This is a genomic window from Oscillospiraceae bacterium, assembly GCA_022483045.1.
In the GTDB taxonomy this organism is placed as follows: Bacteria; Bacillota; Clostridia; order Oscillospirales; family Acutalibacteraceae; genus Caproicibacterium.
Window position 1 is genome coordinate 600,507 of the sequence record JAKVOA010000002.1, and the last position, 26,271, is coordinate 626,777.

Consider the following 26,271-nt stretch of genomic DNA (forward strand, 5'->3'; position numbering starts at 1 on the left):
GATCGGACTCGAACCGATGACCTGCTGATTACGAAATAGTCAGTTCATAGGCAGGCTGATGTTCCTCATACACCTCTTTGATTTGCCGCAGACAAGCCAGTACCGTTTGTTCCCATTTGGCCTGCGGGTGCAGATGTGCGGGAAAATGCACCTGACCGTTTAGTACCGGGGTAATGTATTTCTGCTGAACACTGTCGTTAACGGAATTGTCCAGCAGCGAGGAGTGAAACACAACAGCAAAGAAACGGAAAGGCGTGTTTTCCACTGCCAGGGCAGAATGCAAGCGGTTGGAGTTGACAAACAGCACATCACCCGTGGTGACACGGTAGTGCTGTGCATCAATGTGAAAGTCAGCTTCCCCGTCGGTTACGACCAGAAATTCCAGTTCTTCATGCCAGTGGCACACCACGCGTTTCCGTAAACGCATGCCAGTTTCAAAGACATGTACCATGAGCGGCAGCAGGGCGTTACCGTGTGGGATTGGCTCCTGCAGTGACTCTCGTTCCAAAAGCAGCACTCCTCTTTTGAGAAACATAAAATTGTGTTAAAAGATCAATTCCATTCAAGAATTTTGCTGTAAAAATCATTATAATAACATTATAAGATAAGTAAAACGCAAGAAAAAAGAATTAAGGTGCTGTTATGTCTTTTACACAGGGAAATCATACCCTCGTTTTTCGCAAACAAAACGAAGTGCTCCGCTTGGAGCCGTGAGGCACAAATGCTCTGCGCTGTATGGCCGCTTCAGCAATCAGAATTGGGCGCTGGAGTCTGCTCCGGAAACATCCCCCAAAATTATCATTGGGGAAGAAACCGCTTCTATCCAAAATGGAAAGCTGTGTGTTGAAATCAATTTTGCCGGTGTTCTTACCTTTTATAAGGATGGTAAACAGATTTTACGCGAATGTTTCCGCAATTACGGCGGCACGCTGAGCAAAGAGAGCAGCTGCCTGAAAATCATTTCCCGTCAGTTCCGCCCCGTTATTGGTTCTGACGATTATGAGCTTTTTGTGGAACAACCTTTCCGTGGGGCGCGCTTCCTTTGGCAAGAACTATACCGAATAGTACGCTGAAGCGACTGAGCAAATGGACTACTGGATTACTGCAGATGACACACCGGCCAAGATTGTGGAAAATTATACAGCCGAGACTGGTCGTGCTCCGGTACTGCCGGAAAGCGTAATGGGTTTGTGGCAGTGCAAGCTGCGCTACCGCACACAGGAAGAAGTACTCACCGTTGCCCACAAGTACAAGGACCTGGATATTCCGCTGGATGTTATTGTCATTGACTTTTCCCATTGGACACGTCAGGGAGATTGGGGCTTCGACCCGGAGTGCTGGCCGGATCCGAAAGCAATGGTGGAAGAACTGCATGCCATGGGGACGCATGTTTATGGTGTCTGTGTAGCCGTCAGTTGACCGTAAAAGCACGCATTTTGAAGAGATATTTGAAAAGGGATTCCTGGTGCGTACAGAACGCGGCAGTATCTAGACCTATGACTTCAATGGCGACTGCCTGACCTTTGATGCCATGAATCCCGAAGCGCGGGATTTTGTGTGGAATGTCTGCCGTGAGAACTACTATAAATATGGCATTGACTTTTTCTGGCTGGACAACGCTGAGCCGGATTATGCTGTGTATGACTATTGCAATTATCGCTATTTCTTAGGGCCTGCACTGAAAGTTAGCAATATTTATCCGCTGATGTATGCGAAAGCATTTTACGACGGTCAGCACGGCGAAAAGCAGAAGAAAATTGTAAACCTGGTACGCAGTGCGTGGGTGGGTATCCAGAAGTATGCTACCCTTATATGGTCGATTGACGTGCTTAGCACTTTTGAAGTATTTCAGGGCCAGATTGCCAGTGGCCTGAATATTGTTCTGGCAGGACTGCCGTGGTGGACTCCTGACATTGGTGGCTTTATGTATGGTGATGTGCATGACCCGGCTTTTAAACAGCTGTTGCTGCGCTGGTTCCAGTTTGCTGCTTTTTGTCCGGTGCTGCGTATGCACGGTGACCGTGACCCGCACGATAGATATTCCACCGCTGAGCGGCGACAAGGATTATGGCGGCTACCTGTACACCGGCCAGTCGAACGAACTGTGGAGCTATGGGAAAGAAGCGCAGAAAATTATGCAGAAGTTTGTAAAGATTCGTCTGCAGTTGAAGCCTTACCTGAAAAAGATTGCACAGGAAGCACACAGAACCGGTGTGCTTATGATGCGTACCGTGTTCTACGAATTTCCGCAGGACGCAAAGTGATGGGAATTAAGCGACCAATATATGCTGGGGTCAGACTACCTGGTGGCACCGGTGCTGTACGCCGACCAGACTTCCCGCACAGTATATCTGTCTGCCGGCAAGTGGGTTTCGCTGAACGGCGAGCAGGAGTATGAAGGCGGCCAGACTGTTGAGTGCGCTGCGCCGATTGATGTCATTCCTGTATTTCGCAGAAAATAAAATTTGACAAGTGTGTTAATGAAAAGGTGGGGGCCTGTGTGGCTTCTGCCTTTTTTGCGTCTCTGCGGAATTATAGCGAGGTGTTTTTACAGAAAGACTTGAAAAGTATATAAACCCTGTGGTAAAGTATGTTTAGGAGGGAATGCTATGAAAATTTCTACAAGAGGGCGCTACGCCATCCGCGTCATGATTGACTTGACAGAGCACAATACCGGAGAATTTATTCCGTTAATGGATATTGCCAAGCGGCAGGAGATTTCTGAAAAATATTTGGAATCCATTATGTCCGTGCTGAGCAAAAACGACTTTCTCATTTCTTTACGCGGCAAAGGAGGCGGGTACAAACTGGCCCGTCCGGCGGAAAGCTATACGGTAGCCAGCATCCTGCTGCTGACAGAGGGGTCCTTTGCGCCAGTTGCCTGTTTGGAAAAGAAGCCGAATCGCTGTGTGCGTGCGGCAGAGTGCAAGACTCTGAAAATGTGGGAAGGCTTGGAAAAAGTCGTGACCGATTATTTTGAGGGGATTACCATTGCAGATCTGGCACACCAAAGTTTGTACGATTTTGTCATTTAAGGTTTGGCTGGCAAGGGTCGTTTTTTTGTCTCCGCTCACGCGGAGTATCCTTTTTTAGCTAAATCACACTAACCTATTTGCAAAGTATATTATGGAAGTATGATTAATTCATGCTTTACGGAAGGGGGGTGACACATGGAGAAGGTCGCAAAACATTTGACGGAACTGATAGGACATATGCTGCTGTTGGAACTGAGTGATTTTGAAGAAGACAGGCACCTGTAGGCACGTCTGTTGGCAAAATTGGAGTATTTTAATCCTTTGGGAGTGTAAAGGACGTGTGGCAGATGCCATGATTGAACAGGGAATCCGGAAGGGCAGCATGAACCGGGACACGGTGCTGATTGAACCGACCAGTGGGAACACCGGCATTGGTTTGGCTTTCGCCGCTGTCTGCCGCCGCCTACGGCTGATTTTAAACATGCCGGAACCATGAGCATCGAGCGCCGCAAGATTGTGAATGCTTTGGGTGCTGAGGTGGTGCTTACTCCCAGACATCTGAGAATGAAGGCCGCTATTGACAAAGCGCAGGAACTGCAGAAAACATACGGAAATGCATTTATCTCACAGCAGTTTGAAACTGCTGCCAATCCAGACATCCAACAAAAGACTACGGCACAGGAAATCTGGGACGCTACAGACGGCCGTGTTGACTTCTTTGTTTCGGCAGTCGGTACAGGCGGCACTGTGACCGGAACCGGACGGGACTTGAAGGAGAAAAATCCGGATGTACAGGTTATAGCTGTGGAACCGGCTGCTTCTCCGGGATTGTCAGGCGGCAAACCGGGGCCGCATGCCATTCAGGGAATCGGCGCGGGTTTTATCCCAAAGGTGATGGACACTCGTTTGGTTGATAAAATCATAACGGTAGAAAATGAAGACGCATTTGACCATTCCCGTGAGGTAGCCAAATCAGATGGTCTGCTGGTAAGCTTTTCTGCCGGTGCGGCCATTGACGCGGGTCTGCAGCTGGCACAGCGGCCGAAACACAATTGTGGTACTGCTGGCGGACGGCGGCGACGCTGCCTGTCTACTTCTTTGTACAAATAGAGTGAAGAGAACAGAAGCTATGACGGATTGGACAGACTGTGGTTTCAACACAGCTCTTTTATATGCCGGCAGCCACGAGGAAACTTTTGGCGCCGCTTTGCCGCCGGTGTACTAGGCCAGTGCTTGTCGGCACAAAGGTGCAGAGAAGCTGGAAAAAATTTTTGCAAATAAAGCGCCTGGCTTTTCATATACGCGTATTGGCAATCCAATAGTGTCAGCTGTTGAGCAGAAGATGACTCAACTGGAGGGCAGCACAGCCAGTGCGGTGTGCGCTTCTGGTATGGCGGCGATTTCCAGCGCGCTGTTAAACCTGGTGAGAGCCAAGGATGAAATTGTGGCGGCGGCCGGACTTTACAGCGGTACGGTTGAGCTGCTGCGTAGTTTTGAAGCGCTGGGTATCCATACTCGCTATGTGCCGAAAAATACGGTTTCAGAGTATGAAAAGCGCATCAACGGAAAGACACGGGTAGTGTTTGCAGAGACCATTGGAAATCCTCGGTTGGACGTAACAGATGTTGTGGTGAATTCATCTTAAGTATATCAACGGCAGCAGCGATGCAATTAGCGGCGTACTGACGTACAGCGGCAGGGACGCACAGCGCTACTCGGAACTGTAGCCTTACCGCAGATTTGGCCGTATGAGTTACATGGTTCGGCTGTGGCAGGAGCTTTTGCCTGCGCTGGGGGCATGTCTGGCACCGCAAAATGCACTTTTAAAATGACTGCAGCGGGTGAATGCCGTGGTGAGTGCGACCACCAGCCCGCACTATATCTTAACACAGGAAGCATACCGGCGGATGCTGCCAGAAGGCAATAGCCGACTGCTGGTTGATTTGGTGGTGCCGTATGATATCGACAGGGCACTGCTGGATGTGGATTACTTTGATGTATTGGCGAGAGAAAACCGCAGTGTCAAGCTGGACGAACTGCAGAAGGCACAGCAGATTGTACAGGATTGTGTGGAAGAAGCGGTTAAGAAGACAGCTGTGCGAAAATTTCAGGCGCCCGTCGGTGCTGCGCGAACCGAACCGTGGTTTCCGAAAATGATCTTTTACTTAAAGGATGTTTTGGACAGCGCCCAACTGCAACAGGTGCTGAAGCGCATTGCAGACACAGAAGCGGAGGACGCGTGAAATGGCATGTTTTCCGTTTATGGTGGACATTAGTGGCAAGACCTGCTTGATTGTTGGCGGCGACCGTATTGCTTTGCACAAGACGGAGACCCTGCAGTGCTTTTTGCCGGGCGGTGTGAACAACCCCGTGCGTGCCTATCGGAGTACATCGCAGTCCGGTGTTCATAGACCACGCGAAAGGTTCTAAAATTGTTAATGTAGATGGGAATGAATATATTGACTATGTTTGTTTCTGGGGCCCAGCTATTTTGGGCCATACGGACGGCTGCGTTATTGCTGTCGTACAGAGGGCCTGCGAAAAGGGACGGACCTTTGGTGCACCAACGGAAAAGGAATATCAACTGGTTGAATTGGTACAGGAACTGATGCACCTGGTTAATTCCAGTACAGAAGCGGTAATGAGTGCTATTCGTGCAACGCGTGGTTTCACCGGACGCAACAAAATCATAAAATTTCGCGGCTGCTACCATGGCCATTTTGACGGTCTATTGGTCAAGGCTGTCCCGGGCGTACCGGCGGACTTTACCCGCAACACGTTGGTGGCGGAGTATAACAGTGCCGCTTCTGTTGAAACCTTGTTAAAGCAAAACGGCGACGACGTGGCAGCCATCATTGTGGAGCCAGTGGCGGCAAATATGAGTGTTGTGCCGACCACAGAACATTTTTTGCAGGAACTGTGGGAACTGGCAGACTGCTACCATACGTTGCTCATTTTTGATGAAGTGATTACTGGCTTCCAACTGGCGCTGGGTGGTGCGCAGGCGTACTACAATGTTACGCCAAACCTGACTACGCTGGGGAAAATCGTCAGCGGCGTATGCCAATGGCGGCCTACGGCGGCCGAAGGAACATCATGCAGATGGCGGCACCGCTGGGCGGTGTGTACCAGGCGGGCACGCTGACGGGCAACCCGATTGCAACCACGGCTGGGATTGAAACGCTGAAAATTTTGCGGGAACAGCCGGATTTGTACAGCAAAATTGAACACGGTGCCCGCTGGATTGTGGACGCGGTGCGTGAAACACTGGAAACACATGTTTGTGTCCTATGCACATACCGAGGCTGATTTGGAAAAAACCTGCACTGTAATTCAAAATTATCGTAATTGAATGAGAGCACTGCCGGGTGGCAGTGCCCTTTTTTGCCCAACACTTTCTTTCAAGGAAGGGCAGTGAAAACTTTTATGATGTATGTTTATAGAAAAGATTAGTTTTTCTATAAACATACTTTACAAATAGGTAAATGGGTATTATAATAGATTTCATCAGCAAAAAGTGCTTGGAGGTGTGGAATTATGAAAAAGAAATGGCTGAAGCGTGCATTGGCGTTGGCGCTGGTCTGTGTGGTCACTTTGCCGCTGCTGGGTGGCAGTCGCCAGCCTCGGCATACAGCCAGCAGCACGGTGGGAGAGATCACCCTGACCAACGTTTCCTACGATCCGACCCGGGAACTGTATGAGCGCTACAACACCGTTTTCGCAAAGCATTATGCTAGCGAACACGGTGGCAAAAGCATTAAGATTGTCCAGTCACACGGTGGTTCTGGCAGTCAGGCACGCTCTGTGATTGAGGGTGCCGAGGCAGATGTAGTTACGCTGGCATTGGCACATGATGTGGGAATGATTCAAAAATCCGGATTGATTCGCTCCGGCTGGGAAAAGAATTTTGCACATGATTCCGCGCCGTACACTTCTACCATTGTGTTTTTGGTGCGTAAGGGAAACCCTAAGCAGATTCATGATTGGAACGACCTTACCCGGCAAGGTGTTAATGTCATTACGCCTGACCCTAAGAGCAGCGGCGGCGCCTGCTGGAATTTTTTGGCGGCATGGAACTACGCCGAAAGATGCTGGCCGAACAATGATGCAGCGGCACGCAGGTTTGTGGCAGCGCTGTACGCAAACGTTACGGTGATGGACTCAGGTGCACGCGGTTCGACCACAACCTTTGTTGAAAATGGACAGGGAGACGTGCTGATTGCATGGGAAAACGAGGCAATTGCTTCTGTAAAGGAACACCCGGGCGAATACGAGTTGGTTTCACCCAGCGTCAGCATCTTGGCACAGCCCAGTGTGGCTGCGGTGGATGAAAATACTGCGAAGCACGGTACACAGGCTGTCAGCCACGAGTACCTGCAATACCTGTACTCGGACGAGGCACAGCGGCTGATTGCACAGAGCGGTTATCGCCCAACTAATCCCAAAGTCTTGAAAGAATATGGAAAAACCTTTGACCTGAAAATGAAACTCTGCACCATCAGCGACTTTGGCGGCTGGAACGCTGCCTATGAAAAATTTTTTGAGGATGGCGGCGTGTTTGATGATATTTACAACAAGTAAGAGGTGAAAAAAATGAAGCTGCCGAAAAAAACAAAGAGTCCGCGGGTTATACCAGGTTTCGGTCTGACGATGGGGGTTACAGTTACGCTGCTGTCTTTGCTCATTCTCATACCGCTTGCCTCTGTGTTCCTGTTTTCATTTCAGCTCAGCTTTGCACAGTTTTGGAAGCTGATTACGAAGCAGGTCGTCCTCAATGCTTTTGCTACCAGTTTGAGTTGTGCGCTGGTGGCAGCGCTGGTCAACTGTGTGTTTGGGTTGATTCTGGCGTGGGTGCTGGTGCGCTGTGATTTTCCGGGAAAGCGCCTGCTGGATGGACTCATTGAACTGCCTTTTGCGTTGCCCACTGCGGTTGCAGGCATTACACTTTCCAAGATGTATGCCGACACGGGGCTACTGGGAGCTCCTCTGGCGAAGCTGGGAATCCGTGTTTCCTACACCAAACTCGGGCTGACCGTGGCACTAATATTTGTGGGTATTCCGTTTGTGGTGCGCGCCATCCAACCGGTGCTGGTTAAGCTGGACCCACAGTATGAGGAGGCTGCGTGTATGTTGGGGGCAGACCGGAAGCAGACTTTTTTGCGCGTGGTGCTGCCGGAGTTGTTTCCTGCGCTGCTCACGGGCTTTGGTCTGGCCTTTGCCCGAGGTGTGGGGGAGTATGGCAGTGTTATTTATATTTCCGGTAACAGTGCAAAGCACCACACGCAGGTAATTTCCTACGTCATTATGCAAAAGCTGAACTATGTGGATTACGCATCCGCTACTGCCATTGCACTGGTGCTGCTGTTGTTCTCGTTTGTGGTTCTGTTTCTAGTCAATCTGGTGCAGTTGCGGCAGGCACGGCGCACCAATTTACTTTAAAGGGGGGCAGCAGTATGCAGACAAGTGCAGGTACAGAAGAGAAGAAAAAAAATACGGCGGGCCAGTGGACGCTGATTGCCATCAGTGCGGCCTTTGTTGTGGTCATGCTGGTGTTGCCACTGGCCTCGGTGCTGATGAACGCGCTGAAAGAAGGCTGGGACTTTTACATAAAGGCACTTTTTACCAGCAAGGTGCGCTCTGCCTTTCGTGTCACCATGATTGCCACGGCTTTTTCAGTGGCGGTGAATACCTTTTTTGGTTTAGCCGCAGCATGGCTGCTGACAAAGTTTTCTTTTCGCGGAAAGCAAGTGCTGTCCACAGTTATTGATATACCATTTTCCATTTCACCGGTTATTGCAGGACTGGCTTTCTTAATGACCTTTGGCCGTTTGGGTTGGGCCAGCCATTGGGTAGATGCTTTTAACGCTTACTTTGGCACCAATGTAAAAATCGTGTTTGCAGTGCCAGGAGTGGTGCTGGCAACAATTTTTGTTACGTTCCCATTTGTTTCGCGTGAGCTGATTCCAGTATTGAATGCAGAAGGGAAGGATGAGGAAGAAGCGGCTGCACTGATGGGTGCAGGCGGGTGGAAAATTTTTCGCTCTGTTACGTTTCCGCACATTAGATGGGCACTGCTGTATGGTGTGATTTTATGCACAGCACGGGCATTGGGGGAGTTTGGCGCAGTAAACGCTCTGGCAAAGACTCGCGGCCAGACCTTTACCCTGCCGTTGGAGATTGACGCGCTGTATCTTTCCGGTTCTGCCAAATCCATCACTGCGTCCTTTGCAGTTTCATCGCTGCTGGTCATTATGGCGGTAGCAGTGCTGATTGTAAAAAATGTGCTGGAATACCGGGCACAGCGGCAGAGAAATACAGAGAACGAGGGGTGACCGGCTATGTATGTAGAACTTGAGAACATCAATAAAACCTATGGCAACTACCGCGCCTCTGACCATGTGAGCTTAGGGGTGGAGCAGGGAAAGCTGGTGGCACTGCTGGGCCCAAGCGGAAGCGGGAAAACGACTGTTCTGCGTATTTTAGCGGGGCTGGAAACGCCGGATTCTGGTGAAATCCGCATTGCTGGGCAGCGCATGAATGATGTGCCGCCGGCCCAGCGCGGCATTGGCTTTGTGTTTCAAAATTATGCGTTATTTCGCTACAAAACGGTGTTTGACAACATTGCTTTTGGTTTGGAAATACAAAAGGTACCGAAAAAACAAATTCAGGAACGTGTGCAGGAGCTGGTGGAACTTATTGGTTTGGCTGGACTGGAAAAGCGCTATCCCAATCAGCTTTCCGGCGGGCAGCGGCAGCGGGTTGCCTTTGCACGGGCACTGGCACCTCGGCCCAAGCTGCTGTTACTGGACGAACCTTTTGCCGCTATCGACGCTAAGGTACGCACTGAGCTGCGTACCTGGCTAAAGGAAACGATACACAAGGTTGGCATCACCAGCATTTTTGTCACGCATGATCAGGACGAGGCAGTGGAGGTGGCAGATGAAATCATTGTGACTAGCCATGGCAGAGTGGAACAGGCTGGTACGCCGATGGATATTTACAAGAACCCGAAAACACGCTTTGTTGCGTCTTTTATTGGCGAGGCTATCCAGGTGGAGGATTACAGTCGGCTGCGGGGCTTTTCACATTCACAGCACGGTCAGGGCGCAGTTGTCCGGCCGGAATTTGTAGAAGCCTTTAAAAGTGATAATGATAAGTTTAAAAATATGCTGCGCTACTCGGAAGAGGGCACCATTGAGGACATTGCTTTCCGTGGCAGTTTTCTGCAGCTTACACTCAATGTGCAGGGCCTGCGGCTTGTTACACACCGCTCGCTAGAGCGCCGCCCGGTACAACTTGGCGAAACCATGCGTGTCATTGTGTACCGGGTCTATGCCTATGATGGTGACAAGGTTTATTTACTGGAAAATGAAGAATTGCAGGGCAAAAAAGTGGTGTCTTTGTAAGGGCGGAAAGGATGGACCTGTAATATGAAAGCAAAATTGCAAGTGCAAAGGTTGTCTGCTGACGTACTGATTATTGGCGGCGGTACAGCGGGATGCTACGCGGCGCTCACCCTTAGCCGCCAGTCCGGCCTGTCCGTACTGGTTGCGGAGAAGGCGGACATTCGCCGCAGCGGCTGTCTGGCGGCAGGCGTTAATGCAATTAACGCTTACATTGTTCCGGGACGTACCCCACAGGACTATGTGGATTACGCTGAAAATGACGCAAACGGTATTGTGCGCAGAGACCTGCTACTCACTGCCGCCCAGCGCTTTAATGCGGTAACAGCAGACATGGAGCAGCTGGGACTGGTTATTTTAAAAAATGCAGATGGCAGTTATGCGGCCCGTGGCAATCGAAACATTAAAATCAACGGCGAAAACTTTAAGCCTCTGCTGGCGCAGGCAGTGCGCAGCGCAAAAAACGTGCAGGTACTGAACCATGTGAATATCACAGATTTGCTGGTGCAGAAAAACCGAGTGTATGGTGCGGTAGGTTTTTCTGTGTGGGATGACGTTGCCTATGATATCCGTGCGGGTGCGGTGCTAGTGGCAACCGGCGGCGCGGCGGGACTGTACAGGCCTAATAATCCGGGATTTTCCCGGCACAAAATGTGGTACCCACCTTTCAACACTGGCGCAGGCTACGCTATGGGTATTCGTGCCGGTGCCGAGATGACCTCTTTTGAAATGCGTTTTATTGCCCTGCGGTGTAAAGATACCATTGCACCCACGGGAACCATTGCGCAGGGGGTACGTGCCAAGCAGGTGAACGCCCGCGGCGAGGTGTATGAGGATCGCTATGGCCTGACCACAAGTGAACGGCTTTATGGCACCGTGCAGGAAAATCGACAGGGACGCGGCCCCTGTTACCTGCACACCAGCGGCATCACCCCAGCACAGGGGGAAGATCTGCTGAAAGCCTATCTGAACATGGCACCAAGCCAGACACTGAAGTGGTTGGAGAGCGGCCAGACCCCCGGTAGAGCTGACGTGGAGATTGAGGGTACTGAGCCGTACATTGTGGGCGGCCACACCGCCAGCGGATACTGGGTGAACACCCAGCGCGAAACGACTGTACATGGCCTTTACGCGGCCGGGGACGTGGCGGGCGGCTGCCCGCAGAAGTATGTGACCGGCGCACTGGCCGAGGGAGAACTGGCTGCACAGGATATTTTAAAGCAATTTCAAGCGGCAGCGGATTTCCCGGAACTGGACGCGCAGGTACAGCAGGTACTTGCCGGTTATGAAGCTATACGCAGCGCGCCGCTGCCGCTGTACAGTACTGAAGAATTGGAAGAAGCAATGCAAAAAGTGATGGACGAGTATGCAGGCGGTATCTCTACCGGCTACAGGTTCCATGAAGAACGGCTGCGGCTGGCAGATGAAAAAATTGTTGAACTGGAGCAACTGGCTACACACGCTGCCGCTGACGATGCACGGGAACTGCTGACAGTGTATGAACTGAAGGATCGGCTGACGGTTTGTCGGGTGTTGATTGCACACTTGCGTGCCCGCAAGGAAACACGTTGGCATTCATTTAACGAAAATCTGGATTATCCCCAGACGGACGAGCAATACTGCAAGTACGTCAATTCGCGTCTGCAGAACGGCAGACTGCAGGTCTTTCTGCGGGAACTGGTGAAGGAGGCGTCATATGAGCATACGGATTGATATAAAAAAATGCGTGGGCTGTGGGCGCTGTGCCGAAGTTTGTCCGGGAAATTTATTGGAGCTGCGCGGTGGTACTGCAGTTATGCGATATCCGCGTGATTGTTGGGGCTGTGCTTCCTGTGTGAAGGAGTGCCCGGCACAGGCAGTTGTTTTCTTTTTGGGTGCAGACATCGGCGGTCGCGGCAGCACGCTGATCGTTGCCGGCGAGGGAGACGTGCTGCACTGGCAGGTGCGCCGCCCAGACGGCACCACGCAGGTGGTAGACATTGACCGTAAAAACGCGAACAAATATTAGGAGAGATGAAGATGAGCGCATTATCGCATTTGGATGAACTGGAGGCGGAGGCAATTTACATTATCCGGGAAGTAGCAGCAGAGTGTGAAAAGCCGGTCATGCTGTATTCCATTGGCAAAGACAGCTCTGTTATGCTGCACTTGGCACTAAAGGCCTTCTATCCGGAAAAGCCGCCGTTTCCGTTTTTGCACGTCAACACAACGTGGAAGTTTAAAGAAATGATTGCTTTTCGTGACCAGACTGCCAAGAAATTGGGCATCGACATGATTGAGTACATTAACAAGGATGGTGTGGCACGCGGGGTTAACCCCTTTGACTACGGCTCCTCTTACACAGACATCATGAAGACTCAGGCGCTGAAGCAGGCGCTGACCAAGTACGGCTTTACTGCAGCTTTTGGCGGCGGCCGCCGTGACGAGGAAAAGAGCCGTGCCAAAGAGCGCATCTTCTCCTTTCGCAATGCTGCGCAGGCGTGGGACCCCAAGAATCAGCGGCCAGAGATGTGGAAGCTTTACAATACCGAAATTAACCAAGGGGAAAGCACCCGCGTGTTTCCTATCTCCAACTGGACAGAAAAGGACATCTGGCAGTACATTCAGCGGGAGAACATCCCGATTGTGCCGTTGTACTTTGCGGCAGAACGCCCTGTGGTGCGGCGTGGCGACAACTTGATTATGGTGGATGACGACCGTATGCGGCTGAAGCCTGGCGAAAAGCCGGAAATGAAAAAGGTGCGCTTCCGCACTTTGGGCTGCTACCCGCTGACCGGTGCCATTGAGTCAGAGGCCGACACCCTCGACAAAATTATTGAGGAAACCTTGAGTTCTGTGGAGTCTGAACGTACCAGCCGCGTTATTGACCAGGACGGCGGGGAAGCCAGTATGGAAAAGAGAAAGAGAGAGGGTTATTTCTAATGAGCGGATTGCTGAAATTTATTACCTGCGGCAGTGTGGATGACGGAAAATCAACGTTAATCGGACATATGCTGTACGACTCCAAACTGCTGTATGCTGACCAGGAAAAGGCTTTACTGCTGGACAGCAAGGTTGGCTCCCGCGGGGGCGCGATCGATTACTCCCTGCTCTTGGATGGCCTTATGGCGGAGCGTGAGCAGGGTATTACCATTGATGTGGCCTACCGCTACTTCACCACTGACCGCCGCAGCTTCATTGTGGCCGACACTCCTGGTCATGAAGAATATACCCGCAACATGGCCGTGGGCGCTTCCTTTGCCCAGTTGGCAGTCATTTTAGTGGATGCTTCGCAGGGCATTTTGGTACAGACTCGCCGTCATTCCCGCATTTGTGCGCTGATGGGTATTCATCACTTTGTGTTTGCTGTAAACAAAATGGATTTAGTGAATTACAGCGAAGCACGCTTCCGCGAGATTGAAAAGGATATAAAAGAATTGGTGCAGCAGTTGGGTCTGCAGCACGTCAAGATTATTCCGGTAAGTGCTACTGAGGGCGACAATGTCACCCAAAAGTCGAAAACAATGCAGTGGTATACTGGTGGCACCCTGCTTCAGCATTTGGAAACTGTAGATGTTTCAGAAACAGACGATGACGCCGATTTTTACCTGCCGGTGCAGCGTGTGTGTCGGCCGGACCACACCTTCCGCGGTTTTCAGGGTCAGGTGGAAAGCGGTCGTGTGCATGTAGGCCAGACCTTGACTACTCTGCCCAGCCGTGAGTCTGCTTCGGTAAAATCCGTGTTGGCAGGCAGCCAGTCTGTACAGGAAGCGCAGGCCGGGCAAGCTGTCACTATTCAACTGGACCGTGAGGTAGATGTCAGCCGCGGCTGCGTCTTGACTGACAACGAAGCCCTGCCTGTTAGCCGCCGCGTAACTGCCACACTGCTGTGGATGGATGATGATGCGCTGACGCTGGGCCGCGAGTATTTGGTAAAGCTGGGTACTCGCCGCGTACCAGGCACGGTGAAAAGCATTGTGTACAAAGTTGACGTTAACACCGGAGAACACTTGAATGCGGACTCTGTTGTGAAAAACGAAATTGCTGTTTGTGAGCTGGAATTTTCCGAAAAGATTGTGGTAGATACATTTCAGCAGCACAAGACGCTGGGAGAACTGATTTTAATTGACCGTGTCAGCCACATGACTTCGGCTTGTGGTGTGGTGGAATCAGTGAACACCGATGAGGAAAAGCCCTATTTTGAAAATGGCTCTGTCAAAGTTGGCGGTTGCATTTTTGAGGAGTTTTACTTCAACCTTAACAGCGCACTTCTTTCGCGCGAAAACGCTGCAGTGAAAACTTATCATGTGGGGGATGCCGTGCCAGTGGAAGGCAGCAGCTTCCACTACCCGGACTACTTCGACATTGTTTCGGCAGTGTCCGGTGCCGCAGTGCAGGTGCGTGATCGCCAGATTACAGCGATTGTACCTTTAGCTGAGTACCGGTATCAGGGCTTGCCTGTGCTGGACGAGCGTGGCTTTTCACTGCAGATTGCCGGGAAAGATGATTTGGAACATTTTCTGCGTGAATATCAAAATGTTACGCCGGAAACTTCCGCAGACTTTTATAATCACTGGTCCAATTTTGAGACATACCGAAAGATTGTATTTGCCGACAATTTTTGGATTATTTAATTTTATAACGTACAAAAGCTGCCCAAACAGGAAAACACTGTTTCGGCAGCTTTTTGATGTATAGACAACGGATCCTTTTAGCAGTTGTCCATATTGTGCAGAAAATTGGCCATTTCCACGGCATCCTCGGCACAGGCGAAATCCTTATTTCCTGTTTTGGTACCGGCACAGAATGCAAAAAGCCCTGAAAAGACAGAAATATCTTTTCAGGGCAAAACAATGCGCGAAAAACACCAAATGATTTGCAACGCAAATATCTTCTTTCATCCAGACTGTAACTGTCGGCTTCGGAATTACACCGAATCATGCCTTGCCGCTCGTGGGCTGTACCACCGGTAGGGAATTGCACCCCGTCCCGAAGATGTTATTTATTTTTTATCATATTATGCTGCTACGTTTTTATCAAGCGAGAAGCCCGGAGGAAAAATATTGTAAGTGTTCCGATTTATACAATTTTTACATTCAAAATTTCTCTATAATAATAATAACATTTAAAAATGAAACGCGACAAAGACGTCAGTTGGGAGATGTTCCCACTGTGTCTCTGCCGCGTTTTTGGGTTTTGGTGTAATCTGCGACATAAGTAAATGAAGGTAAGCAACATGCGTGATGCAAATATTGATTTTTTGTACCTGAGTGAGCAGGATATGATTAAAGCGGGCGGTACAGATATGAGCGGCTGTATTGACACCATGGAGGAACTTTTCAAACTGATGAGTGTCGGAAATTATCGCATGGACGGTGATAACGGCAACTCCCACGGTATTATGATGACTTTTCCAGACAGCTCTCCTTTTCTGACTATGTCGTTGAATAACCTTGACAATCGTTTTATGGCGATGCCGGCCTATGTGGGCGGCTCCATGGACATGGCAGGTGTAAAGTGGTACGGCTCTAACGCAAAGAACAAGGAGAAAGGCCTGCTACGTTCCATCCTGATGCTGACCTTGAATGACAAGGATACCGGGGCACCGGTTGCTTGTATGTCTGTTAATGTTGAAAGCACTTACCGTACCGGCGTGGCGCCGGGTGTAGGGGTACGGCACTTGGCCCGCAAGGGCGCCACAACTGTCGGCATTATTGGTGTTAAGTATCAGGATTTGATTGCGGAAGGTAAGCTGCCAAAAGAAGCGGTTGCAGATATGGCTGAAATCCTAACTGGCAACGTACGGGTCGCCGGAGCAACGATGATATTTTTATCTACTCTGTTGGAGGTATGCCGGTTGAAGACGTTGACTGGGGTACCAAAGTCTACCGCAATGCTCTCAAGTTTGGAATTGGCACTAAGCTGCACCTGTGGGACAGCCCGGAACTGGCGTAACATAGTTTTATGCAGCAGGTCCTGCCTTAAAACAAGAAACTAAAGGACTTTCATGTGTAAAAACATTACAAAATAAAGTATTTGATGAAGATAGTTAATCATCAACAAAACCTTTTCTATAATATGCTTAACAAAAGCAATGTGGTTCAGTTTTAGGAATTGCTTTTGTTGGTTTCAGGACAAAGGCGTTCTGATCTGCCACAGGGGCAGGCCGGAACGCCTTTATGTTTTAAAGGACAGCAGAGTGGCTCTGCAATTTCCCAAAATATTGGTAGTGCTGAAAAGCACTACTGTTTCGGAAGAAGGTGCATGGTGTGAAGTTTTCTCCTTCAGCGCTACAATTCGATACCGCAGAAGAGACTGGCCGCCGCTTTTTTGCAGTGGATTCCCATACAATGGGGGAGCCCACACGCATTATTCTGAGTGGCTTTCCGACCATTTACGGGAATACCATGATGGAAAAAAAGCAATATCTTTCTCGAAATTTAGATCATCTGCGGCGTGCTTTGATTCTGGAACCGCGTGGTCACGCAGATATGTTCGGTGCAGTAGTGACAGAACCAACAAAACCGGATAAAGCCGACTTGGGTGTTATTTTTATGGACAGCGGCGGATATCTGAATATGTGCGGTCACGGTTCCATAGGTCTGGCCAGTGTAGCAGTGGACCAAAAACTGGTGCCTGTACAGGAGCCTTACACTCGTGTGGTACTGGAAGCACCGGCAGGCATAATTGAAACGCAGGTTAAAGTTGTGCATGGAAAAGCAGTAGAGGTAACCATTACAAATGTGCCCTGCTTCCTGTACCGTCAGCATGTGGAACTTACGCTGGAGCGCTTTGGCCGTGTAACAATGGATATTTCCTTTGGCGGCAGCTTCTTTGCTTTGGTTAATGCCGATAACTTGGGCATTGCTCTTACCCCGGACAATGTTCCTGTACTGGTGCGTACCGGTATGGAAATCCTGAAAAAAATCAATCGTCAGGAGAATGTGCAGCATCCATATCTGGACATTCATTCGGTAGACTTGGTTGAGTTTTACGGGCAGGCAGACAAACCGCAGGCTTCCTTAAAAAATGTTGTAGTGTTTGGCGATGCACAGGTGGACCGTTCCCCTTGCGGTACGGGTTCCAGCGCTAAAGTGGCCACCCTGTACCGAAAAGGCAAGCTGCGGCTGGGTGAAGATTTTGTGTATGAAAGCATTACCGGCTCGCTGTTTCATGCGCGAGTATGCCGCGAAACCACAGCGGGTGACTTTCCTGCTGTGGTGCCGCAGGTAACAGGCAGTGCTTATGTAACAGGGATTCACGAAATCATTTTAGACCCAGACGATCCGCTGAAATATGGTTTTCGACTAAAGGTTTGACAGAACAGGAGAATACGAATGCAGCAAATTTATCATTTTCCGCTACGTCAGCAGATTGGCGTACCGTCGCAGCCGCTGGTGCAGCCAGGGCAGCGGGTAGCACGGGGACAGCTGTTGGCAGAAATTCCGGCAGGAAAGCTGAGTGCGAATTTGCACACGTCGGTTTCCGGTGTGGTGGAACAGGTGACTGACGAAGAAGTTACAGTTTGTGCCGATACCGAGCAGCCAGACAGTTTTGTGCCTGTTTCGGGAAGCAGCGTGACAGAATTGGTTCGCGCTGCAGGTGTTGTTGGCATGGGTGGGGCGGGCTTTCCCACACATGTAAAACTGGCTACACCACTTGGTGCGGAGGGTACCGTCATTGCAAACTGTGCAGAGTGTGAACCGGTGCTGGGGCACAACATCAGTCGGCTGGAAAAAAAGCCGACGCAGCTGGTACAGGGACTGCGTTTGGCCATGCAGGCAACCGGCGCAGGTCATGGAATCATTGCTGTCAAAGAAAAACATGTAGAAGCAATTCGCTCTATAAAAAATGTTCTGGACCCGTCCTGCATGACGCTGCAGCTGTTGCCGGATTTGTATCCGATGGGCGAAGAACGGGCGATTGTGCGGGAATGCCTGCATGTTTTGCTGCAGCCTGACCAACTGCCCAGTGCGGCTGGAGCTGTCATCTGCAATGCGGAAACACTTTGCCGGGTTACGGAAGCAGTAGAGCAAAAGAAGCCCTCTATTTCAAAGGACGTGACAGTTGCAGGCAGACTGCACGGACAGCCGCTGCAGTGCTTTTTGGATGTGCCCACTGGAACCAGTATAGAAGCGCTGTTGAATCGAACCGGCGGTGCCCTAAAGGACACCGGCGAGTTGCTGGCGGGTGGACCATTCACCGGGTACCGGGTGGAGGCAGACAGCCCGGTTACAAAAACAATCGGTGGCGTACTGGCAACTATGCCGTTTTTGCGGGAACGGCGGCCAATGGGTTTGCTGGTGTGCGCCTGTAGTGCTGGTGAGCAGCGGCTGCGTCAGCTTGCAGCCAGTATGGAGGCACCGGTGGCTGCGGTGAAATTTTGTAAGCAAGCCGTGAAAATGCCGAATGGTGCGCTGAAATGTAAAGACCCTGGGCATTGCCCCGGTCAGGCACAGCGAATTTTGCAGCTGAAAAAAGCCGGGGCGCAGGTGCTGCTGGTCAGTAACTGTACAGACTGTACAAACACAGTTATGACCGTAGCACCAAAACTTGGACTGCCGGTTTACCATTTGACTGACGGTACGCTGCGGGCGGTGGGGCTGCCACTCATTCGCCGCATGAAGCTGCATGAATGAAAAAGACGTTTAATTTTTAAAAGGGGTGTTGTTCATGTCTATTTCCAGAGAAACTGCCAACGCACATTTGCAGGACCCGGCGGTGCTGTGCTGTTTAACGCGTGCAGGTACTGTGGTAAGTCCTGCCGAGTTGGAAGATCCTGAGGTCTTTGCTGACTTGGTTGATTCCGGCTTACTCAAGCTGGACGGAGAGGTACTTAAAATTTCACAGGTGCTTGGCGCAACGCTGAAAAAAGACTGTGACGGCCTTACGCCGCTGACAGCAGACCTTTTAGATGAAATTCAGGAAGCAGCTGGACCTACTGCAGTAGCAGAGGAAGCACCTGCTGCCGATGTCAAGCCTGCGGCATCTGTTTGTACAGGTGGTATGGTGCATCTGCATTTGGAGCATGCCGATGGATTGACGTTGGATTTTCCCGCAGGATTTAGTGTGGCAACTGCCGCAGAAACGCCCTGCACAGACAAGCTACTGCGTACTTTGGTAAAAAAAGGCTATCCGGTGAAGGAAGTGCGGCTATCTGACACTACTTCTTACAGTGATGGTATTTTGTCTATCGATAAGGATCTGACTGAAAAAGCAGTTGCCTGCAATCCTCTGGTAAAAGAAGTGACCATGGATGTTATTCCACCGGAAAAACGTCATGTTTACAGCAATACAATTATGGATGTTATCCCAATTGCTGCAAAGGCAGAGGGAAAGCTGGGCGAGGGAACGACCAATGTGCTGACGGGTGCAGTGTTTGTGCTGACGGGTATGGATGAAGCAGGCGTTCAAATACATGAATTTGGTTCTTGCGAAGGCTATATGGATGAAAAAATTCGTTTTGGCCGTCCTGGCTGTCCTGATCCGGATGACATCATGATTCGTGTGGATGTTAAAATTCAGCAGGGTACCGGTATGGAGCGCCGTGGTCCGTTTGCAGCGCACTGTGCCTGTGACACAATCATTTCTGAAATTCGGGAAAAACTGAAAGATCTTTCTGCTGAGCAGCCGGTACAGCAGGAAACTTTCCGGGACGTGAAGCGCCTGGGCCGCCCCAGAGTGGTGCTGGTGAAAGAAATTATGGGGCAAGGCGCCATGCATGATAATTTGTTAGTGCCTAATGAACCCTGCGGGGTAATGGGTGGTCAAAAGAATGTGGACCTCGGTAATGTGCCGGTTGTACTTAGCGCCAATGAAGTCCTGGACGGCGGGGTTCACGCGCTGGCCTGCATTGGTCCTGCCACGAAAGAAATTACACGCCACTTTTTCCGCGAACCCTTGGTCAAAGCGCTGGCGGCGGATGAAGAACTGGATTTGGTTGGCGTCGTGTTCATTGGTTCACCGCAGGTGAATGACGAAAAGACCTACGTTTCTCAGCGACTTGGCGCTTTGGTAGAAGCACTGGATGTGGAAGGCGCTATTGTTACAACAGAGGGCTTTGGCAACAACCACATTGATTTTTCCGAGAATATTGCTGCCATTGGTTCCCGCGGCGTACCGGTGGTTGGTGTAACATTTGCGGCTTACCAGGGACAGCTGGTGGTTGGCAACCAGTACATGGATGCCATGATTGAGTTAAATAAAGATCCTGAGGGCTTTGAAAATGAGATTTTAGGTGATAACACTACCTGCCCGGAGGACGCTGCCCGTGCGGTACTTATGCTGAAAACAAAGATGGCAGGTGTGCCTATTGCTGCACCGGAACGCAAGTGGAACGCTCAGGTCATTCGGGAAAATCAAGCGTTGGTAAGCGACGTCTAAAGGAGGAAGCAAGCATGAATATAGAGTTGCAGCCGCTGCTCTTGCACGGCAAAATCAAAGAGATTACGGAAGTGGGCGTGCGGATTGGCGTGAAGGGGCGCATGGGGGTGCTGTCGCTTCCGCTGCGCTGTGTTTACAGCGATAAGCCCTTGCAACTTGGTCAGGAGTGCGAGTTTTACCTGAGCTGCATTAACGTTTTGTAAAAAAATGAGCAGAAACGAAAAAGGAGCATCTATTATGAAACTGACTACTGCCGAAGGTTTAAAGTCGGAAGTTTATGTGCCTATTACGCCACCGCCGGTGTGGACACCGCTGACAAAACCCTTGAAAGAGTGCAAGGTCGCATTCATTACTGCGGGCGGCATTCACAAAAAGACGCAAACGCCCTACAACACAGCCGGAGACTATACTTTTCGGGAAATTCCTTCAGATACACCTTCCAGCGAGCTGATGGTTACGCATGGCGGTTTTGATAATTCTGATATTAACAAAGATGTCAATGCGATGTTCCCTATTGACCGACTGCATGAATTAGTGGATGAAGGTTTCATTGGCGGGCTGGTACCCATGTTTTACGGCTTTATGGGTGGTGGCGGCAATGTCAATAAGTTCCGCGGAGAAACTGGCCCTGAAATTGCCCGCCGGCTGAAAGCAGAGGGGGCAGATATTGTACTGTGTACTGGCGGCTGTGGCACCTGTCACCGATCGGCAACCATCGTAGAGCGCGCCTGCGAGGCTGCGGGAATGTCCACTTGTATCATCGCAGCACTGCCACCAATTGCACGGCAGCAGGGCGCACCGCGTATTACCGCACCGCATGTTCCCATTGGTTCCAATGCAGGAGAGCCAAACAACAAGGAAATGCAAACAGCCATTTTAAAGGATACATTAAATGCGGTGGCTACCATGACACACTTTGGTCAGATGAAAGTGCTGCCGTACGAATATCGCCATAACGTGTAAACCGCATTGCAGCAGGAAGGAGGTGCACGCCTGTGCGAAAAGGTCTGCCAGTGCTTTCCGTATTGCTTGCGGGCAGCTTGTGGGGGTGCATCGGACTGTTTGTACGCGGTCTGACAGGTGCCGGCCTTTCCTCAATGGAGCTGGTAGCACTGCGCTCAATTGTTACGGCGGCGGTGCTGCTGATCTGGCTGCTGCTGCGTGACCGGGCAAAGCTGAAAATTTGCTTACGGGATTTGTGGTGCTTTTTAGGCACTGGACTGTGCAGTATTGTATTTTTCAACTTCTGTTACTTTTCCGCGATACAAAGGACCTCTCTTTCTGTAGCCAGTGTTCTGCTGTATACGGCACCCTGCATTGTTATGCTGCTGTCTTTGCTGCTGTTTCACGAAGCGTGTACCCCTGCTAAACTGGTGGCATTGGCCATGTCTTTGTTGGGACTGTGCTTGGTGACTGGCTTGTTGGGTGGTGGTCGGCAGCGTGTCACTGCAGCGGGAATCCTGTACGGTTGCGGTGCCGGCCTAGGCTATGCATTGTACAGCGTTTTTGGCCGCTTTGCCCTAAACCGTGGCTACCATCCTTTAACCATTACCCTGTATACATTCTTTACGGCCAGTGTGGGCAGTCTGCTGCTGTGCGGCGGTCAACTGCATCTTGCTTTCTTAGCAACTTTCCCTGCTGCTGCGGCAGATGTTCTTTTGCTGGGTACAGTGTGCGGTGCATTGCCTTACGTTTCCTACACTTGGGGACTTACACACATGGAGGCCAGCCGCGCTTCAATCTTAGCTTCTGTGGAGCCAGTGGTTGCCACACTGCTGGGTGTTATGTGCTTTCACGAAAAGCTGACGCTGCCGGGTGGGTGTGGGGTACTTCTGGTGCTGGGTGCGCTACTTGTTTTAAATCTACAATCTCCAAGTGAAGCACAGCAGAGTAGCACTGCGTAAAAGAGCTTTACAACATTGAAAAATGAAATACCTAGACAATGCAATGGCGCATACAGCAGCTTGCCGTGTGCGCCGCTTTTGTTGTAGGCAGTCTTTTCAAAATTTTGGAGGGAGAGAAACGCAATGAATATTATGCAGGTCTGCAACCTTAAAAAGGTTTTTGGTGACAACGTTGTGCTGGAAAACATCAGTGTAGATCTTCGGGAAGGGGAGGTTACCTGTATTTTAGGGCCTTCCGGTGCGGGAAAAAGTACCTTTCTGCGCTGTCTGAACCGGTTGGAATATCCTGATGACGGTGAAATTTTGTACTGCGGAAACAATACTTTGGGAAAAAGCTATGATATTCGCTGCCTGCGCGAAGAGGTAGGCATGGTCTTTCAGCGCTTTAATCTGTTTCCAACCAAGACCGTGCTACAGAACGTCATGCTTGCTCCCATGGTTGTTAAAAAAATAAGTCGTGAGGAAGCCCGGGAAAACGCCTTGAAAGAGCTGAAAAAGGTGGGCATGGCAGAAAAAGCAGAAGCGTACCCAGGCACGCTTTCTGGTGGACAGCAGCAGCGCGTAGCCATTGCCCGTTCACTCAATATGCATCCGAAGATGATTTTGTTTGATGAACCCACTTCGGCACTTGACCCGGAACTGGTGGGTGATGTGCTGGACGTTATGCGTGACCTGGCCAAGGAAGGCATGACCATGGTGGTGGTTACACATGAAATGGGTTTTGCACGGGAGGTGGGAGACCGCATTTTATTTATGGCGGATGGTGGCATTGCGGAAGATGCTTCACCGGAGGAATTCTTTACAGCACCAAAAACGGATCGCGCCCGTTCCTTCCTTGCTCGTATTTTGTAAAAGTAAGCTATACCAATAATCGTTTGTCGAAACTGCTTCAAACGTGTTACATATACAAATTCGTGTTTGTTTTAAACAAAAAGGGGGAACCACTCATGAAAAATCGTGTTTTGACCAAGCTTTGTTCTGCGGTGATGGCTGCTGCGCTGGCCCTGTCCTTTACTGCCTGTGGGGAAACACCTGCCGGCAGTTCCTCCGTTGGAGGTGCTTCGTCTGCCGGGAGCAGTTCTGCTGCCGGCGGAAGCGCTGTGACTGGTTCGGTGGACGGTTCCATGAAGGGCGTGACCATTAAGGTTGGTACATCCGGTGTATTCGGTCCTTTCAGCTATTACGACAAAGATGGCAAAACCCTTATCGGCTTTGACCTCGATCTGATTAAGGCGCTGCAGGCAAAGCTAGGCTTTACCATTGACGGTGACATTCAGGCAATGTCTTACTCAGCGTTAGGTGCGTCCATTGGTCAAGGTAAGCTGGACATGGCTGCTGCCGCTTTGTGTCAAACCGACGAGCGTAAGAAGACCATGGACTTTTCAAAGACATACAGTGACTCTGGCCTAAAAATTCTGATTAACAAAACGAAGAACAGTGGTATTAAAAGCGTAAATGACCTTCACGGAAAAAAGGTCGCAGTGGAAAAAGGTACCGCTTCACACGCTTATGCCAGCAAAAATTTGGCGGATGCAACACTGGAAGTGCATGATACCATCACCACTGCTTATGCCTCTTTGGAGCAGGGAAAGGTGGACGCTGTCATTCAGGATTTGCCGAACTGCGCATTTTATATTAAGACGAACCCCAAAACAAATCTAGAAGTGGTGGGGGATCAGTTCAACCAAGGGCAGTCTCCTTATGCAATTGCCTTTAAGAAGGGCTTTGCTTACACAGACAAGTTTAATGCGGCTTTAGATGAACTGACCAAAGACGGTACCATGAAGAAGCTGGACGAGAAATGGTGCGAATAACAGAAATTTAAATTTTCTCGGGTATATTTGTCTCGCCGGGAAGCAGATAGGCAGGGATCATTATGAATACAGCAATTATAACACTGGTGCCCATGTTGATGAGTGGTTTGCAGCTTACGGTTTTAGTTGCGGCGGTCGGCATCCTGTGCGGTTTTGTCATTGGCAGTGTCGCAGGTTACGCGCTGCAGTCACGCAGCCGGGTGGCACGCACACTGGCATTTGTGTACATCTGGCTCATTCGCGGTACGCCGATTATTGTGCAGGCACTGTATATTTACTATGTGCTGCCGCTGATGCTGGGAAGCAATATTCCAAGTACGACAGCCGGTATCATCGTTATTTCCATAAATTCTGGTGCCTTTATTGCCGAGATTGTGCGTGGCGCACTGGAAAGCGTAGACAACGGCCAAAAAGAAGCTGGCCGCTCGTTGGGTATGAGCAATTTGCAAGTATTGATTCATGTTGTCATTCCTCCGGCTTTCCGACAAATGGTGCCTGCACTGTTTAATCAGTTTATCATATCGCTGAAGGATACCTCTATGCTTACAATTATTGTGGTCAATGAAATGACGCAGAAGGCGATGAGCTACGCCGCACTGACCTTTGACTATGTTACCACTTATTCACTGCTGGCACTGTTCTACTTAGCGCTGATTTCGCTGCTGATGGTATTGCAAAAGTTTGTTGAGCGCCGCATGAATTTGCAGCGTGTACCAAAGCCCAGACTGAAAGACTTGAAAAATAAGAAGCTGGCGGCCTAACCTTCTGCAGGTGTTTGGCTGTAGCACTGACAGCAGAAAAAGGTCCGGAACACTCGCTTTTGGTTTACGAGAGTTCCGGACCTTTTTGTGGGAATACAGCAGGATGTCACAGGGCACTGTTCGTTTGTGGAAAGCACTTTTGAACGATTTCGGCAAGGCATTCTGCCGTGCCATTTACGCCTAACAGACTGCTGTTGATCATGAGATCCTGATGGTTTTCATCGTTTGGCAGGTAGCCTGCATAGTGCAGATGGTAGGCGCTGCGTGCTTTGTCTACTTTGGCAATCATTTTTTCAGCTGTTTCCGGTTCCATTCGCAGACTGTCGACGCAGTTGCGGTAGCGCTGCTCATAGGGAGCATAGACAAAAATGTGCAGACAATTCTTTTCATTTTGCAAGATGAAATCGGAGCAGCGGCCTACAATGATGCAGGACTGCTGTTCTACCAAATTGCGGATAATCTTGACTTGCTCGTGAAAGACAGTGTCCTGTTCTTCGGTTGTGCCGGTGCCAAGAGGGTAGGACATCTTAACAAACAGGTTCTTTTTCGCACTTTCCTCCATATTGCTGATAACCGAAACGGGCATTCCCAAATTTTCTGCGGTTTTTTCTACAATGTCACGGTCATAACATTCGATACCCAGCAACTCAGCCAGCCGTTTGGCAATTGGCCGTCCCAGACTGCCAAATTCTCTGGACAGGGTAACAACATAATTTTTCACCATGGCTCATCACTCCTGTTAAAAAAGTAAGCGTGACAGCAGGACCGCAGTGAAAATCGCCACAGCAGCTGTACACTTTTTTCCATCTTAGCCCCCTGTGGCAAAGGCGTCAAGACGTTTGAAAATTTCCAGAAAAAGAAATGAAAAGCAGAAGAAAACTTTGTTTTCATTGTTTTTATACATGGCCTAAAGTGCCTGAATTTATGGTGTTCTGCCACAGCGGATTCGCTGTAAATGATTCTTCCTTGTTTGTTCAGCTTTATTTTACAATCTGTCTAACATTTTTTACAAAGAAAACACAGGAAAATACTTTACTTCTAAAATTGTAAAC

Annotated in this window: 25 protein-coding genes, 3 pseudogenes and 1 riboswitch; of the genes and pseudogenes, 26 read left to right on the forward strand and 2 right to left on the reverse strand. The window is 50.1% G+C overall.

Annotated features, from left to right (window positions below):
* Positions 1-28: 28 nt before the first annotated feature.
* Positions 29-508 (reverse strand): AraC family ligand binding domain-containing protein, encoded by a 480-nt coding sequence (locus tag LKE53_11695; GenBank protein MCH3973399.1) that lies wholly within the window; start codon positions 506-508, stop codon positions 29-31.
* Positions 509-710: 202 nt separating this feature from the next.
* Here LKE53_11695 and LKE53_11700 point away from each other — a divergent pair, with 202 nt between their 5' ends.
* The 26 genes and pseudogenes from LKE53_11700 to LKE53_11825 all read left to right on the forward strand — a co-directional run bounded on the left by LKE53_11700 (position 711) and on the right by LKE53_11825 (position 25,219).
* Entirely contained in the window at positions 711-1,073 is a 363-nt protein-coding gene (locus tag LKE53_11700) for a hypothetical protein (GenBank protein MCH3973400.1), read from the forward strand.
* Positions 1,074-1,086: 13 nt separating this feature from the next.
* Positions 1,087-2,462, forward strand: a pseudogene (locus tag LKE53_11705) (alpha-glucosidase).
* Between the two features lie 147 nt (positions 2,463-2,609).
* Entirely contained in the window at positions 2,610-3,035 is a 426-nt protein-coding gene (locus LKE53_11710) for an Rrf2 family transcriptional regulator (protein ID MCH3973401.1), read from the forward strand.
* Between the two features lie 280 nt (positions 3,036-3,315).
* Complete coding sequence (locus tag LKE53_11715; protein MCH3973402.1) at positions 3,316-3,471, forward strand: hypothetical protein; 156 nt, start codon at positions 3,316-3,318, stop codon at positions 3,469-3,471.
* Positions 3,468-4,085 (forward strand): pyridoxal-phosphate dependent enzyme, encoded by a 618-nt coding sequence (locus tag LKE53_11720; protein MCH3973403.1) that lies wholly within the window; start codon positions 3,468-3,470, stop codon positions 4,083-4,085. Before LKE53_11715 ends, LKE53_11720 begins: the two co-directional genes overlap by 4 nt.
* 208 nt (positions 4,086-4,293) lie before the next feature.
* Positions 4,294-4,620 (forward strand): PLP-dependent transferase, encoded by a 327-nt coding sequence (locus LKE53_11725; protein ID MCH3973404.1) that lies wholly within the window; start codon positions 4,294-4,296, stop codon positions 4,618-4,620.
* Between the two features lie 205 nt (positions 4,621-4,825).
* On the forward strand, positions 4,826-5,218 hold the full coding sequence (locus LKE53_11730) for a hypothetical protein (GenBank protein ID MCH3973405.1): 393 nt from the start codon (positions 4,826-4,828) through the stop codon (positions 5,216-5,218).
* A gap of 67 nt (positions 5,219-5,285) precedes the next feature.
* Positions 5,286-6,239: pseudogene (locus tag LKE53_11735) on the forward strand (glutamate-1-semialdehyde 2,1-aminomutase).
* 273 nt (positions 6,240-6,512) lie between these two features.
* A complete protein-coding gene (locus tag LKE53_11740; GenBank protein MCH3973406.1) occupies positions 6,513-7,556 on the forward strand; it encodes a sulfate ABC transporter substrate-binding protein in 1,044 nt (347 codons plus the stop codon).
* A 12-nt stretch (positions 7,557-7,568) separates the two neighbouring features.
* Entirely contained in the window at positions 7,569-8,414 is an 846-nt protein-coding gene (cysT, locus tag LKE53_11745) for a sulfate ABC transporter permease subunit CysT (protein ID MCH3973407.1), read from the forward strand.
* 14 nt (positions 8,415-8,428) lie between these two features.
* Entirely contained in the window at positions 8,429-9,307 is an 879-nt protein-coding gene (locus LKE53_11750; GenBank protein MCH3973408.1) for a sulfate ABC transporter permease subunit, read from the forward strand.
* A 6-nt stretch (positions 9,308-9,313) separates the two neighbouring features.
* Entirely contained in the window at positions 9,314-10,381 is a 1,068-nt protein-coding gene (locus tag LKE53_11755) for an ABC transporter ATP-binding protein (GenBank protein MCH3973409.1), read from the forward strand.
* A gap of 24 nt (positions 10,382-10,405) precedes the next feature.
* Positions 10,406-12,091 (forward strand): adenylyl-sulfate reductase subunit alpha, encoded by a 1,686-nt coding sequence (locus LKE53_11760; GenBank protein ID MCH3973410.1) that lies wholly within the window; start codon positions 10,406-10,408, stop codon positions 12,089-12,091.
* Positions 12,075-12,386 (forward strand): ferredoxin family protein, encoded by a 312-nt coding sequence (locus tag LKE53_11765; GenBank protein MCH3973411.1) that lies wholly within the window; start codon positions 12,075-12,077, stop codon positions 12,384-12,386. Before LKE53_11760 ends, LKE53_11765 begins: the two co-directional genes overlap by 17 nt.
* A gap of 11 nt (positions 12,387-12,397) precedes the next feature.
* Positions 12,398-13,300, forward strand: coding sequence for a sulfate adenylyltransferase subunit CysD (gene cysD / locus LKE53_11770; GenBank protein MCH3973412.1), 903 nt, complete (start codon positions 12,398-12,400; stop codon positions 13,298-13,300).
* Positions 13,300-14,991 carry a GTP-binding protein gene (locus tag LKE53_11775; protein MCH3973413.1) on the forward strand — a complete coding sequence of 564 codons (1,692 nt, stop codon included), beginning with the start codon at positions 13,300-13,302 and terminating at the stop codon, positions 14,989-14,991. Before cysD ends, LKE53_11775 begins: the two co-directional genes overlap by 1 nt.
* 251 nt (positions 14,992-15,242) lie before the next feature.
* A riboswitch (FMN riboswitch) is annotated at positions 15,243-15,358 on the reverse strand.
* A gap of 235 nt (positions 15,359-15,593) precedes the next feature.
* Positions 15,594-16,312: pseudogene (locus tag LKE53_11780) on the forward strand (hypothetical protein).
* A gap of 395 nt (positions 16,313-16,707) precedes the next feature.
* Positions 16,708-17,676, forward strand: coding sequence for a proline racemase family protein (locus LKE53_11785; GenBank protein ID MCH3973414.1), 969 nt, complete (start codon positions 16,708-16,710; stop codon positions 17,674-17,676).
* 18 nt (positions 17,677-17,694) lie between these two features.
* A complete protein-coding gene (gene prdC / locus LKE53_11790; protein MCH3973415.1) occupies positions 17,695-18,996 on the forward strand; it encodes a proline reductase-associated electron transfer protein PrdC in 1,302 nt (433 codons plus the stop codon).
* A 34-nt stretch (positions 18,997-19,030) separates the two neighbouring features.
* Positions 19,031-20,740, forward strand: a complete 1,710-nt coding sequence (gene prdA / locus LKE53_11795) for a D-proline reductase (dithiol) proprotein PrdA (protein MCH3973416.1) — start codon at positions 19,031-19,033, stop codon at positions 20,738-20,740.
* 14 nt (positions 20,741-20,754) lie between these two features.
* A complete protein-coding gene (locus LKE53_11800; GenBank protein MCH3973417.1) occupies positions 20,755-20,943 on the forward strand; it encodes a hypothetical protein in 189 nt (62 codons plus the stop codon).
* Positions 20,944-20,977: 34 nt separating this feature from the next.
* Positions 20,978-21,703, forward strand: coding sequence for a D-proline reductase (dithiol) protein PrdB (prdB, locus tag LKE53_11805; protein MCH3973418.1), 726 nt, complete (start codon positions 20,978-20,980; stop codon positions 21,701-21,703).
* 32 nt (positions 21,704-21,735) lie between these two features.
* Entirely contained in the window at positions 21,736-22,644 is a 909-nt protein-coding gene (locus LKE53_11810; GenBank protein ID MCH3973419.1) for a DMT family transporter, read from the forward strand.
* Positions 22,645-22,773: 129 nt separating this feature from the next.
* The gene (locus tag LKE53_11815) at positions 22,774-23,496 is read left to right on the forward strand and encodes an amino acid ABC transporter ATP-binding protein (protein ID MCH3973420.1); all 723 of its coding nucleotides are present in this window, start codon (positions 22,774-22,776) and stop codon (positions 23,494-23,496) included.
* A 95-nt stretch (positions 23,497-23,591) separates the two neighbouring features.
* Complete coding sequence (locus tag LKE53_11820; GenBank protein ID MCH3973421.1) at positions 23,592-24,458, forward strand: transporter substrate-binding domain-containing protein; 867 nt, start codon at positions 23,592-23,594, stop codon at positions 24,456-24,458.
* A 62-nt stretch (positions 24,459-24,520) separates the two neighbouring features.
* Complete coding sequence (locus LKE53_11825) at positions 24,521-25,219, forward strand: amino acid ABC transporter permease (GenBank protein ID MCH3973422.1); 699 nt, start codon at positions 24,521-24,523, stop codon at positions 25,217-25,219.
* Positions 25,220-25,325: 106 nt separating this feature from the next.
* On the opposite strand, the gene LKE53_11830 is transcribed toward LKE53_11825, so the two are convergent.
* Positions 25,326-25,940 (reverse strand): cytidylate kinase-like family protein, encoded by a 615-nt coding sequence (locus LKE53_11830; GenBank protein MCH3973423.1) that lies wholly within the window; start codon positions 25,938-25,940, stop codon positions 25,326-25,328.
* Positions 25,941-26,271 lie beyond the last annotated feature (331 nt).